Annotated in this window: 17 protein-coding genes; 11 read left to right on the forward strand and 6 right to left on the reverse strand. The window is 63.8% G+C overall.

The genetic code is table 11. The features are described from left to right. The first annotated feature begins 283 nt into the window (after positions 1–283). From Q0071_RS12860 to Q0071_RS12905, 10 genes are all read left to right on the forward strand, one after another. Positions 284–1,126, forward strand: a complete 843-nt coding sequence (locus Q0071_RS12860; protein WP_298169840.1) for a pyruvate, water dikinase regulatory protein — start codon at positions 284–286, stop codon at positions 1,124–1,126. 10 nt (positions 1,127–1,136) lie between these two features. Beyond that, the gene (locus Q0071_RS12865; protein ID WP_298169845.1) at positions 1,137–1,721 is read left to right on the forward strand and encodes a nucleoside triphosphate pyrophosphatase; all 585 of its coding nucleotides are present in this window, start codon (positions 1,137–1,139) and stop codon (positions 1,719–1,721) included. Beyond that, positions 1,718–2,572, forward strand: a complete 855-nt coding sequence (gene aroE, locus Q0071_RS12870; RefSeq protein WP_298169847.1) for a shikimate dehydrogenase — start codon at positions 1,718–1,720, stop codon at positions 2,570–2,572. The genes Q0071_RS12865 and aroE overlap by 4 nt, the downstream gene beginning before the upstream one ends. After that, on the forward strand, positions 2,569–3,171 hold the full coding sequence (gene coaE / locus Q0071_RS12875) for a dephospho-CoA kinase (protein ID WP_298169850.1): 603 nt from the start codon (positions 2,569–2,571) through the stop codon (positions 3,169–3,171). The genes aroE and coaE overlap by 4 nt, the downstream gene beginning before the upstream one ends. A 40-nt stretch (positions 3,172–3,211) precedes the next feature. Continuing rightward, positions 3,212–3,901, forward strand: coding sequence for a DNA polymerase III subunit epsilon (gene dnaQ / locus Q0071_RS12880; RefSeq protein WP_298169853.1), 690 nt, complete (start codon positions 3,212–3,214; stop codon positions 3,899–3,901). 55 nt (positions 3,902–3,956) lie between these two features. Further along, positions 3,957–4,523, forward strand: a complete 567-nt coding sequence (gene raiA / locus Q0071_RS12885) for a ribosome-associated translation inhibitor RaiA (RefSeq protein WP_298169855.1) — start codon at positions 3,957–3,959, stop codon at positions 4,521–4,523. A gap of 151 nt (positions 4,524–4,674) precedes the next feature. Continuing rightward, positions 4,675–5,136 carry a PTS sugar transporter subunit IIA gene (locus Q0071_RS12890; protein WP_298169857.1) on the forward strand — a complete coding sequence of 154 codons (462 nt, stop codon included), beginning with the start codon at positions 4,675–4,677 and terminating at the stop codon, positions 5,134–5,136. Further along, complete coding sequence (locus Q0071_RS12895; RefSeq protein WP_298169859.1) at positions 5,111–5,638, forward strand: PaaI family thioesterase; 528 nt, start codon at positions 5,111–5,113, stop codon at positions 5,636–5,638. The genes Q0071_RS12890 and Q0071_RS12895 overlap by 26 nt, the downstream gene beginning before the upstream one ends. Then, positions 5,635–6,012: a DUF1491 family protein gene (locus tag Q0071_RS12900; RefSeq protein ID WP_298169861.1), complete on the forward strand. Its 378-nt coding sequence runs from the start codon at positions 5,635–5,637 to the stop codon at positions 6,010–6,012. The genes Q0071_RS12895 and Q0071_RS12900 overlap by 4 nt, the downstream gene beginning before the upstream one ends. A gap of 201 nt (positions 6,013–6,213) precedes the next feature. After that, a complete protein-coding gene (locus Q0071_RS12905) occupies positions 6,214–6,864 on the forward strand; it encodes a cell wall hydrolase (protein WP_298169863.1) in 651 nt (216 codons plus the stop codon). Between the two features lie 37 nt (positions 6,865–6,901). Here Q0071_RS12905 and Q0071_RS12910 read toward each other — a convergent pair whose 3' ends face one another. From Q0071_RS12910 to rpe, 4 genes are all read right to left on the reverse strand, one after another. Then, positions 6,902–7,519: an alpha/beta hydrolase gene (locus Q0071_RS12910; protein WP_298169865.1), complete on the reverse strand. Its 618-nt coding sequence runs from the start codon at positions 7,517–7,519 to the stop codon at positions 6,902–6,904. Positions 7,520–7,667: 148 nt separating this feature from the next. Beyond that, positions 7,668–9,260 (reverse strand): bifunctional phosphoribosylaminoimidazolecarboxamide formyltransferase/IMP cyclohydrolase, encoded by a 1,593-nt coding sequence (gene purH, locus Q0071_RS12915; RefSeq protein WP_298169867.1) that lies wholly within the window; start codon positions 9,258–9,260, stop codon positions 7,668–7,670. 15 nt (positions 9,261–9,275) lie between these two features. Beyond that, positions 9,276–11,150, reverse strand: a complete 1,875-nt coding sequence (locus Q0071_RS12920) for a heparinase II/III family protein (RefSeq protein WP_298169869.1) — start codon at positions 11,148–11,150, stop codon at positions 9,276–9,278. A gap of 4 nt (positions 11,151–11,154) precedes the next feature. Beyond that, the gene (rpe, locus tag Q0071_RS12925) at positions 11,155–11,817 is read right to left on the reverse strand and encodes a ribulose-phosphate 3-epimerase (protein WP_298169871.1); all 663 of its coding nucleotides are present in this window, start codon (positions 11,815–11,817) and stop codon (positions 11,155–11,157) included. A gap of 294 nt (positions 11,818–12,111) precedes the next feature. On the opposite strand from rpe, the gene Q0071_RS12930 reads away from it, so the two are divergent. Continuing rightward, on the forward strand, positions 12,112–12,603 hold the full coding sequence (locus tag Q0071_RS12930) for a DUF2141 domain-containing protein (RefSeq protein ID WP_298169873.1): 492 nt from the start codon (positions 12,112–12,114) through the stop codon (positions 12,601–12,603). A 9-nt stretch (positions 12,604–12,612) separates the two neighbouring features. On the opposite strand, the gene Q0071_RS12935 is transcribed toward Q0071_RS12930, so the two are convergent. Continuing rightward, the gene (locus Q0071_RS12935) at positions 12,613–13,353 is read right to left on the reverse strand and encodes an NTP transferase domain-containing protein (RefSeq protein ID WP_298169875.1); all 741 of its coding nucleotides are present in this window, start codon (positions 13,351–13,353) and stop codon (positions 12,613–12,615) included. A 93-nt stretch (positions 13,354–13,446) separates the two neighbouring features. Further along, positions 13,447–14,547, reverse strand: a complete 1,101-nt coding sequence (locus Q0071_RS12940; protein WP_298169876.1) for an inositol-3-phosphate synthase — start codon at positions 14,545–14,547, stop codon at positions 13,447–13,449. Between the last annotated feature and the right edge of the window lie 66 nt (positions 14,548–14,613).

A 14,613-nucleotide genomic window follows, 5' to 3' on the forward strand; every position in this document is an offset into this window, starting at 1 on the left:
AGTTAGTTGGCCCTGTGGATAGCGGGGACGACATGCATCTGCCCGAATTGTCCTGCTGTCTCCACAAAAAAGCGTGTCAGCGACTCTGAACGGTTCCGGGGGCAAGCGAAACTTGTCCCTGTTGTCCCCACCCTGTGGGTAACCTTGTGAGGCTGTTCGCAATGTGGCTGCCCAAAGACCGAAGCCGGGGGCAGAATGGCACCGCAAACTTGTCCCCGGTTTCATGCCATGGTTTATCCTAGTGCTATCCACAGCCCTTTCCCGGGGCGGACCAGGAACCTCGATGGCGCGCCTGCACCTGCACCTCCTGTCGGACTCGACCGGCGAAACACTCGAAATGATCGCCAAGGCTGCGCTCGCTCAGTTCGATGATGCCGACGTCGTGCGCCATTTCTGGCCGATGGTCCGCTCGCAGCAGCATCTCGACCGGATCATGGGGGAGATTACCACAAATCCCGGCCTCGTGCTGTTCACCATGGTCAATGCCGAAACGCGCGAACTTCTGCAAAGCCGCTGCGCTGCGCTGGGGCTCCCCAGTGTCGCCGCGCTCGATGCAGTGACCCTCGCACTTGAAACACAGCTGGGCCAGGCGGCTAAAGGTCGCCCGGGACGCCAGCACGCGATGGACGAGGCCTATTTTCGCCGCGTCGAGGCGATCCAGTTCACCATCGCCCATGACGACGGGATCGCGTGGGAGGACTGGGAAGCGGCGGATATCCTGCTTGCCGGGGTCTCACGCTCGTCCAAAACTCCGACCGCTATTTATCTCGCCAATCGCGGCTACCGGGTGGCGAACATTCCCATCGTGGTCGAAAGCCCGCCGCCGACCGCGCTGTTCAGCCTGCGGCGTCCGCTTGTGGTGGGCCTGACGACCAGCCCAGAACGTCTGATTCAGGTACGGCGCAACCGGCTGCTCTCTCTCAATCAGGCACCAGAGACGGCCTATGTCGACAGCGATCATGTGGCGCGAGAGGTGCAGTATGCGCGGCGCATGTTCGCGGATAATGGCTGGCCGGTGATTGACGTCTCGCGTCGTTCCATCGAGGAAACCGCTGCCGCGATCATTAATCTCTATAACGAGCGCCGCCCTGATGGCGGTGTGGGTGGCGGCGGACACGCGTTTTGAGGGTGAGGACATGCTGATACTGGCGTCGCAGAGCGCAAGCCGCAAAGCCATGTTGACCGCTGCCGGCGTCCCGTTCGAGGCGTGCGGTTCGGATGTCGATGAAGCCGAGATCAAGCGCGAGCTGATTGGCGTGCCGGGCAGCGAGATCGCGATGATTCTGGCCGAGGCGAAGGCGCTGTCCGTCTCGGTCGGCGTACCCGGCCGGCTCGTGCTTGGCGGCGATTCGCTGGTCGAGGTCTGCGGCCGTATGTTCGACAAGCCGGCGAGCCGTGAGGATGCGGCGCGGCACCTGGCGTTCTTCTCCGGCCAGACCATGCACCTCCATTCCGCTGCGATTCTCGTGCGCGATGGTGTGCCTGTGTGGCGCCACTGCGAAACCGCCAAGCTGCGTGTGCGCACGCTTTCGAGCGACTTCATCGAAGGCTATCTCGCGCAGGAATGGCCGGCGGTTGGTGCCTGCGTCGGGGTATTCCGGATCGAGGCGCTTGGTGTGCAGCTCTTCGACCATATCGAAGGCAGCCATTTCACCGTTCTCGGTATGCCGCTTCTCGCGCTCCTTGGCGCGCTGCGTGCGCAGGGCGAGCTCCCCGTATGAGCCGGGCCTATGCCGAAGTGATCGGCGATCCCATCGTCCAGTCAAAGTCGCCCAAGATCCATGGATTCTGGCTGGAAGAGATCGGAATCGATGCCGATTACCGGGCAAGTCACGTCCTCACAGATCAGCTTGCTGATTTTCTGCATGCGCGCCGCGCCGATCCAGCCTGGCGCGGGTGCAACGTCACCATGCCGCACAAGCAAGCGGTGATGCCCTTTCTGGACCGGCTCGATCCGCTGGCGGCTGCGGTCGGGGCGGTCAACACCATCATTCCCGAGCACGGCCAGCTGGTCGGATACAATACCGACGTCCCGGGCTTCCTCGAACCCTTGCGGCCGGTGCTTGGCCACTCGCACTACTTCCGCATGGCCCGCGTGATCGGCACGGGCGGAGCCGCGCGGGCGATTGTCAAAGGGCTGGCGGACGAGAAGCTGGTGATCGTGCTTGCCGGTCGCAGTACGGAAAAGGCCCGCGCGCTTCTCGATGAACTCGATCCTGCCGGCGAGCACCATGCCATCGATCTTGCACACTTCGCCGATGCGACGGACTTCGCTTTCGATGATCGGGAGAACTGCCTCGATCTCGTCGTCAACGCCTCGTCGCTTGGAATGACCGGCCAGCCACCACTCGTGTTTGACATGAGCCACGCCCCGCCGGGCTCGATCTTCTACGACATCGTGACAAGTCCGCTCGAAACCCCGTTCCTGAAGGCGGCGCAAGCTGCCGGATTCCGGACGATCGACGGTCTTTCAATGCTGATAGGTCAGGCCGACCACGCCTTCCGGCGCTTCTTCGGCGCTACGCCCTCGCGTGCAAGGGACGCCGAACTGCGGAAGGCGCTGGGGGCATGACCCGTCCCTTCATCCTCGGCCTCACCGGATCGATCGGCATGGGCAAGTCCGCGGTTGCGCTCATGCTGCGCGAGCTGGGCGTGCCGGTGTTCGATGCCGACGCGACAGTGCACCGCCTGCAGGGACCGGGCGGCGCCTTGCTTCCGGCGATCGAGGCTGCCTTTCCCGGCACCACCGGCCCACACGGCGTCGATCGTGCCACACTTGGCGCACAAGTCTTCGGCAATCCCGAGGCGCTCGCGCGGCTTGAAGCCATCGTTCATCCGGCCGTGGCGGAACAACGGGCACTCTTCATGCTGGAGCACGCCGGCGAGGCGATCGTCGTGTTTGATATCCCACTGCTTTACGAAAAGGGCCATGGTGCCGGTCTCGATGCCGTCGCCGTCGTCTCCGCACCCGCCGAAATGCAGCGCAACCGCGTTCTCGCCCGGCCCGGCATGACGCCCGAAAAGTTTGCGCAGATCCTCGCGCTGCAGGTGCCGGATGCCGAAAAGCGGGCGCTTGCCGACCATGTCATCGATACGGGGGTGACTCTGGCTGAAACGCGCGAAGAGGTCGGCGTGCTGGTTGCAGCACTACGGCAAAAAAACCCGCGCTGAAGCCTTGCAAGCACCCTTGGTCGGGTCCAGACTACAGCAAATGCGTGAGATCGTTTTCGATACAGAGACGACCGGCCTCGACCCGCAGAGCGGTGATCGGCTGGTAGAGATTGGCTGCATCGAGATGGTGAACCGGGTCGCCACCGGCGCGGTTTTCCATGTATATTTCAACCCGGAACGCTCGATGCCGGCTGAGGCCGAGGCGGTGCACGGCCTTTCGAGCGCTTTCCTGGCAGACAAGCCGCGCTTTGCCGAACGAGCTGAGGAACTGCTCGCCTTTCTGGGTGATGCGCCGCTGGTTGCGCACAATGCCGGGTTCGATTTCGGGTTCCTCAATGCCGAACTTGCGATGTGCCAGCTGCCCGCCGTTGATCGGGCGCGCATGGTCGATACGGTGGCTATCGCGCGGCGCAAGCACCCCGGGGCCAAGCTCAGCCTTGATGCGCTCTGCTCGCGCTACGGGATCGATCGCAGCCACCGCGTCCGCCACGGCGCGCTGCTCGACGCCGAACTGCTGGCCCAGCTCTATGTGGAGCTGATGGGAGGGCGGCAGATCGGGCTCGAACTGGCTGCCGATGTCGAGATCAAGACGGCAACGGTGGTCGCTCCGATGCTCACCGCATCCCCCCGTACGCATCGCCCTGCTCGACCCCATGCGCCAAGTGCGCAAGAAATCGCCCGGCATGCTGCGTTTGTCGAGGGGATCAAGGGAGCCATCTGGCTGCAATGAATCTGCCTTGCCCGGGCCATCCCGGACAGGTGCTTGAGCGAAGGAGAGTGGACTTATGGATATTCGCGTTTCTGGCCATCAGGTCGATACCGGCGCCGCTTTCGAAGCTCATGCTGAAGAGCGCCTTACCGCGATTGTCGACAAGTACTTCTCGCGGGCGCTGACCTCGCACGTGACGCTCGGCAAGGCGCCGCATGGCGGGTTTCGCTGCGATATCGTCACGCATGTCGCACAGGGCCTGATCCTGAAGGGAAGCGCGGTGGCGCAGGATGCCCACATCGCGCTCGATCAGTCGGCGGAGAAGATCGACAAGCAGCTGCGCCGCTACAAGCGCCGGATCAACGCCCGGCAGGACCAGGCCGATCATGCCCGCCGCGAGGAAGAGGCGGCCTATACCGTCTTCATGGTCGAGGAGACCGAGACCGAAGAACCTGCCGACGCGCCGCTGGTCATCGCAGAAACGCGCGTGGACGTGCCGACAGCCAGCGTTTCCGATGCGGTGATGATGCTGGATCTTCGCAACACCAACGCATTGCTGTTCAAAAACGCCGGTACGGGTGTGCATAACATGGTCTATCGCCGCGGCGATGGGTCGATCGGCTGGGTCGAACCGAGCAAGTAACCGGAACGGCAAAACCACGCGGTGATCTGATGTCCTCACCGGGTATCAGTGACATGGCGGACGCGATTCGGTGCTTGCACCGCGTCGCGTTCGGGCGCATGTGCCGCTCCATATCAGGCGCGCGAGCGCATTTTCCGGCATCATTGGTTCCATGACCGCTCTCTTCTCGATCGATCTTCAGGCGGTGCGCATCGTTCGTGCCGAAACCAAAACGCAGATCCTCGGTGCGCTCGCGGATTGCTTCGGCGAGGTCTACGGGCTCGACCGCTCGGTCGTGCTCGAACGGATCGAGGAGCGCGAAACGCTCGGCAGCACCGGTTTCGGGCGCGGCGTTGCCATTCCCCACGCACGGCTGGAAGCGCTGGCCCGTCCGGTCGCCGCATTTTTCCGGCTGGAGAACCCGGTCGATTTCGCATCGTCGGATGGCATGCCGGTCGATTGCGTGTTCGGCCTTCTCTCGCCCGAGCAGGCCGGTGCCACGCACCTGCAAGCCCTTGCGGCGATCTCGCGATTGATGCGCGACGAACGCATGCACGAACGACTGATTGCCGCCCCTGATGCCGATGCGATCTACGCATTGCTCGTCAATGTCATCGACCGCGACGCGGCCTGACCTTGCGGCAGAACCTGCCGATGCTTCAGAATTGACCGAAGCCCGGCGGCACTGGCGCGCGCTGGAAGGCCTGTATGCCGCAGCGCCGATCAACCGCCAGTTTGTCTCCCGCCTCGAGATTGTGGAGGAGGGATGCGCCCGAATCCATTTCGACGTCGGTCCCGAGCACTTCCATGCCGCAGGTGCCGCACACGGCACGCTCTATTTCAAGATGCTCGACGATGCAGCGTTCTATGCGGCCAACACATTGGTGACAGACTGCTTCCTGCTGACCACGGCGTTCAATCTGTTGTTCACCAAGCCGCTGCATGGCGGCAAGGCCATTGCGGAAGGACGCTGGGTTTCCGGTCGGCGACGCGTCATTCTAGCCGAATCGCGGATACTTGATGCAGAGGGCAATGAAGTGGGGCGGGGCACCGGCACGTTTCAACGCTCGCGTATTCCGCTCTCTTCACTCGCCGGTTATACAGACAGCGCTGTGCCGCGTGTGCAGATAGCATGAGCGCGGCGCGTCTTCCGGCCGCCTTGGAAGCGACAGCACTGATTCGGTTGGCCGAGGCGAACGGCGGCTTTGGCATGGTGCTCCACCGCGGCGAACCCGATAGCGGCACGATTGTGATTGTTATCCTAAATAATCAAGGATTTGGGCAGACGCTTGCACGCGCCTTCGAGCGCCTGCCGAGGGCGGACGGAACGCGCGGATGGGCGCAATCCAAGGCGCAAGATCCTGAAAATAAAGCAGAGTTTGAGGATTATCTGAAGCGCCGCGTGGCGCAGGACCGCGACTTGTGGATTGTCGAACTGACCATCGCTGAAGGTGAACAGCTCATCCTGAATCTGGACACGAAGGAGAACAAACCCGGATTCATGGGTTGACTTGCCCGGCTCAGATCATAATGGGCCCCACTCTACCACGCGTAGGCAGCGATGAGATGGCAACGAAGCCATCCTCGCCAGCACGCAGACGGGGGGCAGACGCCTGGGCCTTCGATAGGTTTCCGGTCTTGCAGGAACAACCTGCGATACCAGAGCCGATCGCGCCTTGTGCCGACGTCCACCGCCCAATGACGAAGTTGCATGAGCCGCCAGTTCCGCGTCGCCAGTGCCGTGTGCATTGCCGCAAGTCTTGCTACCATCCTGCTGAGCACCGGGGGATCCGGCGCCAAGGCTCAGGATATCCAGATCCCGGTCGCTGAAGCACCCGGATCCTCGGCCATTACCGTCGAACCCCGCCAGAGCGTGTTCCGGCCGGCCGAACAGACCCTTCCCCAACCGGAGCGGAATGACTCCGATGATGGGGAGATCCTTCCCAGCGCCGCATCGCTCGCCGATCTGGTCGAGCGTACGCCGCTTCCCGCTTCGCTCTCCCACGAAATGGAATGCCTGGCCGGTGCTGTCTATTTCGAAGCCCGCAGCGAAACGCTGGCAGGCCAGCTTGCCGTTGGTCGGGTTATCGTGACCCGTGCTGCGTCCGGCCGCTTCCCCAGCTCTTACTGCGGCGTGGTCTACCAGCCCTCGCAGTTCTCATTCGTGCGCGCCAATGCGATGCCCGCGGTGAAGCATGACAGCGCCAAATGGCAGCAAGCCGTGAAGATCGCGATGATCGCGGACAGCGGTGCATGGAAAAGCCCGGTGGAAGGCGCGATGTTCTTCCACGCAGCGCATGTCGCACCGTCATGGGGCAAGACCCGCATGGCGCGGGTCGACAATCACGTCTTCTATCGCTGAGCGCCTTCCCTAGGGAGATTCCCGCGGACCCATGGCCTCAGGCCAGCGCGGCAAGCGCTGTTCGCAGCGCCGAAAAGTGTGATTGGCCTTCGAGCATGTGAAACGCCTGCACGTTCGGCAGGAGCTGCGCCAAGGTCTCTGCCATTTCCGGCGGAGTCCAGTTGTCGCGGCTCCCCTGCCAGATCGTGACAGGGTGTTTGACTGCCGGAAGCAGCCCTGCCCAAGGCAGGACATAGGACTCGATCTCGGCCTTGTAGCTTGCGCGTCCGGCACCGAGACAGGCCCGCAGAACATCGCGATAGGAACGGGTGAACTGCTCGTCGGCTTTCAGCAGGCTGTCGTCGCCCTGCGCCGCTGCGAACAGGAACCGTGTGAGGACCCCGGGAAACCACTGCGCGCAAAACGACTGTGCCCATACCAATGCGGCAAACCGGCGCGGGTGCTTCATCGCCGCACCGAACACCGGACCGCCAGCCATCGCACCGAGATAGTCCCCGGTTTCCAGCGGCCCTGCCGGGGAGACGAGATGCAAGGTCAGCGGCTTTTTCGGTATTCGCGCGGCCACCTGCAGCGCGACGTATGCTCCGGCCGAGAATCCGATCAGGCGGATCGGTTCGTCGCCGCACACCTCGGCGATCATTGCGGTCAAGCGCATGATCCGCGCTTCCGGTTCGCGAGGCAGCGCGGCCCGATCTGGCACAAACCACGATCGGACCGCATCACCTCCAAGCAGCGCCAGTTCGGCCGGTGCGCCCGGGTTGCCGTGCAAGTAAACGCTCTTCAAAGCGTCATTCCCGCTGACCTCAATGCCGGAAGTGGCGCATTCCCGTGAATACCATGGCGAGCCCGGCCGCATCTGCTGCGGCAATGACTTCATCGTCGCGGATGGAGCCTCCCGGCTGGATGACGGCGGTCGCGCCAGCCTCCACGGCGGCGAGCAGCCCATCCGCGAACGGGAAGAAGGCATCCGAAGCCACGGCAGAGCCAATTGTGCGCGGCCCGCTCCAGCCATGCGTCTCGGCAGCTTCCTGCGCCTTCATCGCCGCGATCCGCGCGCTGTCACGCCGGTTCATCTGGCCTGCCCCGATCCCCGCCGTCACACCTTCGCGGGCGTAGACGATGGCGTTGGACTTCACATGTTTCGCCACGGTCCAGGCGAAGCGGCAATCGGCAAGCTCCTGCGCCGTCGGCTGGCGCTTGGTGACTACGTGAAGCATGTCGTCGGTCAGCGCGCCGTTGTCGCGATCCTGAACCAGCAGGCCCCCCGCGATCGGCACCGTGACCAGGCCGCTACGATCGGCGGACGGCACTTCTTCGAGCAGCAGGAGGCGCAGGTTCTTCTTGCGCGCGAAGGTTGCAAGCGCGGCATCATCGGCGCCGGGCGCGACCACGACTTCGGTGAAGATCTCGCAGATCGCTTCGGCTGTCGGGCCATCAAGCGGGGTGTTGAGCGCGACGATGCCGCCGAAGGCCGAAACCGAATCGCAGGCAAGCGCCGCGCGCCATGCCTCGAGCGGCGTTGCCGCGACAGCCACGCCGCACGGGTTCGCGTGCTTGACGATGACCACAGCAGGCTGATCCGAACTGAATTCGGCGATCAGTTCGAGTGCCGCATTGGCGTCATTGTAATTGTTGTAGGACAGTTCCTTGCCTTGCAACTGCCGCGCCTGCGGGAGACCGCGCACCACTCCGCCTTGCGCCGGCACATATAGCGCGGCGCTCTGGTGCGGGTTCTCGCCATAGCGCAGGGTGGAGACCAGCTTGTGGGCGGAAAGCAAGGTCTGCGGGAAATGCTGCTGCTGGTCGGTCACGGCGAACCACTGCGCAATCGCGGCATCGTAAGCGGCGGTTGCGGCAAAGGCCTTGGCCGCCATGGCCTTGCGAAAATCGAGGCTGGTCGTGCCGCCGGTCTGGTCCAGGGCGGCGATCAGCACCGCGTAGTCCGCGGGATCGGTCACGATGGTCACGTAGTGGTGGTTCTTGGCAGCCGAGCGAACCATGGAGGGGCCGCCAATGTCGATGTTCTCGATCACTTCCTCGCGGCCCGCGCCTTTCGCGACGGTGGCCGCAAAGGGGTAGAGGTTGACCACGACGAGGTCGATCGCGCTAATGGCGTGTTCTGCCATCGAAGCGGCATGCGCCGGGTCGTCGCGAACGGCGAGCAGGCCGCCGTGAACCTTGGGATGCAACGTCTTGACGCGGCCATCCATCATTTCGGGAAAGCCGGTGAGGTCTGAAATGTCGCGCACGGCAAGACCGGCATCGCGCAGCGCCGCAGCCGTCCCGCCGGTCGAAACCAGTTCGACACCGTGCGCTGCGAGGGCGTGGCCGAGGTCAGCAAGGCCGGTCTTGTCGGACACTGAAAGCAGCGCCCGTTTGATCGTCACGTCAGTCACAATGGAAAATCCTGTCTAGCGCATCTTCTTGAGCAGCCACGAGAAGGACTCGCCGCTGCGCGGAATTTTGGCCGAGATGACCAGCTGCCGTGTGGCTAGCGGCCGTCCCATGCCGTCCGACCAAAGGCTCTCCTCCAGCGTGACCGGATCACGGCCGGAGCGGAACTGCCAGAGGCTGCCATCGGGCAAGGCAAGCGTGACGCCAAGACCGTCCCGCCCTTGCGCAAGCTCGATATGAGGGCCGAGGTGGAAGCGCAAGGCAACGCCGATCATGCCCCGCTTGCCGCGGCGCCCGCTAGGCACCAGCAGGTCTTCTCCGCGCAGCTCGCTGCCGTCGTCACGAATGATCAGAATGCGGCGGTGGGTGAGGCCGTAGCGGCTAACGTAGCCGTTGTGGCTTGCCTCGATCCGGGTGGCACCAGCGCCTTCGCCGCTCAGAATCCGGCGATCGACTTCGACCTCGGATACGCCGGGGCCGAGCTTGCCGTTGATGAGGACGGCGGTGGAATTGAAGTCATCGATCGCCAGCGTCGAATGCGCGGCAGTGGCGCGCAGGCCCTGCGCAAGCCGCAGCGGAATAAGCCCGCCGGCAAAAGCGGCACCGCCGCAATTGACGATCAGACGTTCCCCGCCATGGCTGAATTCGAAAGCCAAAGTCGAGGCGCAGCCATCGCGGGCATGTCGCGCAAGTGGCGGCGGGGCGGCATCGAATTGTAGCACCGCCTTGCCTGCGTTGACCCGCTGGTAGCCCCAGTGGCGCGCGTCGCGCAGAGGGCGCGTGCGCACACCGCTCGCCTTCATGAGTGCGGAGATGCGTTCCGGAGACACGGCGCCGGCGCCCTGCCACGAGCCAAGTCCGCCATCGCTGTGCAGCAAGGTGAGCAGCGGGGGAACCAGCAGTTCAAGGATCGCATCGAGTTGGGGCGGCGGGGTGCTACGCACGGCTGCATAACACGCGCGAAGCTCGATCAGCAGTTCGACTGCCTCGATCTGACCGAGCGGGCTGCGCGAAAGCACACCGCCATCATCGCTGACAAGATTGCCCAGCGCCTTGATCAATCCACCTTCGCCAAAAAGCCTGCGGGCGCGGCCTTCGGCCAGCAAGAGGCCCGCCGCGGTAATCGCAGTCCAGCCCGCGACTTCGGCGAGCGTATCTTCCGCACGCCCGACATGGCGGTCGAGCCAGCGCGCCGTATCCTCGAATGTCGTCAGAACCCGGGCGCGCAGCTTGCGATCCTGGCTCGACAACAGGAGCGGCGCGTGGATCAGCCATGCCAGCAGACGATGTCCCGCATTGCCGACCGCCCAGGCCGGGCCTGCACCGGGCTGCGGATTGGCGGCAAGCCATGTGGCGAAGATTCGTTCCGCAATCGGCGCGCATTGTGGCCGTGCCGCACAGCCTGCGAGATCGCGGAGCCAGCCGAAGCCATGCACCATGCGCTCGAACGGTGGAGAGAGCCGGGGACCGCTGAACTCGGTGTCCGCGATTGGCAGCTTGACGCCATGGAGCAGGAAGTGCCCAGCCCTGACTGCTGTTCCGGATGCGGGGTCGCCCGCGAGCGCGCTTTCCACCGTAGCCGTGAGGCGCGGGCGCGCGCGCTTGCGGAACGGATTGAGGGTCGAGGGCGGAATGCCCAATCCGTAGGCGAGCCGGATCAGCCTTTCGGCGGCACTGACTTGCGGAGGGGAGAAGTCGGCAATGGCCAAAGCCCTGCCGGGTTCGAGCGGCGCAACATCGGCTTCAGCCTGCGCAAGCGCGAGCGGTTCGGGTGCGGGGCCGAGCGGCAATGCCGGCCGCCCCTCCCCGCCATCAACCACAGGGCCTTTCGCCGGCCCGAGGACTGCGCCCTCTTCCTGGGCCTCACGGGTTCCGGGGAACAGGCGCGCCACGGCGTCAGTCAGCGCCCTTCAGCGCGGCGATATTGGCGGCATAGCAAGTGGGGCCGCCCTTGAACGAGGCCGTGCCGGCAACCAGCACATCTGCCCCGGCATCTGTGCACTGGCGTGCTGTTGCGGTATCGATACCGCCATCCACCTCCAGATGGATCGAGCGCCGGGTCTTTTCGATCATCTTGCGTACCGCTTCGATCTTGCGGAGCTGACTTGTGATGAAGCTCTGGCCGCCGAAGCCGGGATTGACGCTCATGATCAGGACCAGATCGATCTCGTCGATGAGGTAATCGAGCATCTTGGCCGGCGTGGCGGGATTGAGCGCGATACCGGCTTTCTTGCCCAGCGCGCGGATGGCCTGAACCGTGCGGTGGATATGGGGCCCCGCTTCGGGATGCACGGTGATGATATCCGCACCAGCGGCGGCGAATGCCTCAAGATAGGGATCAACCGGCGCGATCATCAGGTGGACGTCGAAGGGCTTTGCGCTGTGCGGGCGCAAGGCCTTCACCACTCCGGGGCCGATCGTGATGTTCGGCACGAAGTGGCCGTCCATCACGTCGACATGGATCCAGTCTGCGCCTGCAGCGTCGATCGCCCGCACCTCTTCACCTAGCCGGGCAAAATCGGCTGACAGAATCGAAGGGGAGATCAGCGGCGCAGCCATCACGAAAAACTCGCAAACAGGGATCAGCGGCGGTTGGCGCAAACGCGCACGACAGCGACCTTATCCTCTCTGCGATTACCGGTGGCGAATCAGCGGAACAAGCGCGAATGCCTCGCTTTTCCACACGCATTATCCCTATTCTCAGCCGATTCGGCGCAAACAGCGCTGGCGCAGGCCAGCTTTGGGTGAGCGTGGCCTCAAGGTTGCCCTTGCCGAACATGGCAAAGCCCGCCTATTCCCCCGCCCTGTCCGCGCGGCCTCTTCCAGAGGCCGGCGTTATCGGGAAAGAATGCCATGATCCTGCCGAAGTGGCGCACCGCCCTGGCCTTGGTGCTGGGACTGATGATCGCGCCGCAGGGAGCGCTAGTGCCGATGGCCCACGCCGCGCCGGCCTGCGTCGGGCCCGCGAGTGAAACGTGGATCAACATCACAGTCGATCGGGTGCGCAACAGTCGGGGCCTGATCACCGCAACCCTCTATCCGAACGATCCCAAGCGCTTCCTCGTCAAGAACGGCTCGCTCTACGTGGCGAGCACGCCCGCTGCGGCCGGGCAGACGAGGTTCTGCCTGTTCGTGCCGCACCCCGGAACCTATGCGATCGCGATCTACCACGACGAGGATTCGTCCGGCACGATCAACCGCGGTGGGCTCTTTGGTATTCCCAGTGAAGCTGTCGGCTTTTCCAACAATCCGACGATCTTCCTCGGGCCTCCGTCGCTTCGTTCGGTTCTCTTCAAGGTCGAGCACGCCAACCAGTCGATCACCATCAACGTGCGGAAATTCTGATCCTATCGATCAGATTGCCGCAAATGCTGCCGTGAGGTGACGCGGGGCCAATTGCTCCGCGAGATCATGCGCGCGCGGGTCATCGACATCCATCCACCAGGCACCGCCGATGTCGTACGTGGCGGCGCGGCCGCGATCCGCCAGCAATTGCATGCCATCGGAAAGACTGCCGGACTTGCCGGCGGCGATGGCTGCGGCAATCGCTTCGGCAAGGCGCGGTGTGGCTAGAAACGCCCCGCAATCGACCGCATCCCAGGCGGGTATGGTCTTGCCGATGGCATTGATGAAGCCGCTCGCGTCCAGCTTCACCCATGTCGCATCGTCGGGATCGACAAGCGGGCTTTCGGTGTGCCGGTCGATCGCCAATGTCACGTCGCGGGTCTCGCTGCCAACGCTGCGCAAGGCAGCAAGAATAGCGCTGTCGAACATGTGGTCCGCCATCATCAGCAGGTAGTCGCCCCCGCAGCGCGAAGCGCCGGCCATGACGGAAAAGCCGTTCGGCTTGCTCCAGTCGTCCACCCGTACGGTTTCGATTTCCACGTCGACGTGCTGGGCTAGCTCGGCAAGGAAATCTTCGACAGCGTCCGCGCGGTGGCCCGTGACCACGACCACCCGCGTAACGCCTGCAGCTGCGGCCTGGCGGATCCCGATCTCGATCAAGGGAACCCCGCAGACCGGCGTGAGCGGCTTCGATGGCGACAGCGATGCCAGCCGGCTGCCATAACCGGCGGCGATGATCACGGCATCCATGGGGTCAGTCTCTCTCCGGGCCGGGTCTCTTAACACTGGCGGCGCCGATCCTGCATCAGGACCGGCGCCGCCAGTGTTGCCTGCGTTGAAAGCTTACTCGGCAGCCAGTGCGGTTTCCGAGATGTATTCGTCAACCAACTGGGCGGCGACATCATCATTGAACTGCTGCGGGGGGTGCTTGCAGAAATAGGCCGAGGGACCGATCAGCGCCCCACCTTCGCCGCGCTCCAGCGCGACCTTGCAGCAACGGATCGCGTCCATCACGCAAGCGGCCGAGTTCGGGCTGTCTTCGACCGAGAGGCGAAGTTCGAGGTTCATCGGCACGTTGCCCCACTGCGTACCTTCGAGGCGAAGGAAGCACAGCTTGTTGTCCTTCTGCCAAGGCACATAGTCCGAAGGACCGACGTGGATGTTCTCGTCGGCGAGGCGCTGGGCCAGCATGGCCTGCACCGCCTCGGTCTTCGATTCCTTCTTGGAACCAAGACGCTGGCGATCGAGCATGTTCATGAAGTCGGTGTTCCCGCCGGTGTTGAGCTGGTAGGTCTTTTCGACCGTCACGCCGCGCGCGCCGAACAGGCTGGAAAGCACGCGGTGAACGATCGTCGCACCGACCTGTGCCTTGATGTCGTCACCCACGATCGGGAGGCGCTTGGCGCGGAACTTGGCTTCCCACTCAGGACGGCTGGCGATGAACACCGGCATGCAGTTCACGACGCCGACGCCCGCTTCGAGCGCGCATTCCATGTAGAATTCGGTCGCCGTTTCCGAACCGACGGGAAGGAAGTTGATCAGCACTTCTGCACCTGAATCGCGCAGCGCCGCCACGATCGATTCGCGGGTGGCTTCGGGCGCATCGGCCAGGATGAAGCCGCGTTCGCCCATGCCGGTCATGTGATCGGCGACGCCATCGAGGATTTTGCCCATGATGACCTTGGCACCGCTTGCGGGCACGGTCGGCTGGAACACGGCGGTGCAGTTCGGCGCAGCGAAAATCGCTTCCGAGATGTCCTTCCCGACCTTGCGGGCATCGACGTCCACGCCCATGACGAACTCGACGTCGCCAGCGCCGTAGCCGCCAATGCGCTCATGGATCAGGCCCGCGGAAGAGTTGGTGTTGCGGTAGAACTCTACACCCTGCACCAGCGAGCTTGCGCAGTTGCCCACGCCGATCACTGCGACCTTGATTGGCTTCATTGTAACCCGATCCCCTTGGACAAACGGAATGCCGTTGTAACTAAACTGCCTCACTCCACACAAAAG

Origin of the sequence: Novosphingobium sp. (assembly GCF_027486195.1) — a bacterium.
Classification (GTDB): domain Bacteria; phylum Pseudomonadota; class Alphaproteobacteria; order Sphingomonadales; family Sphingomonadaceae; genus Novosphingobium.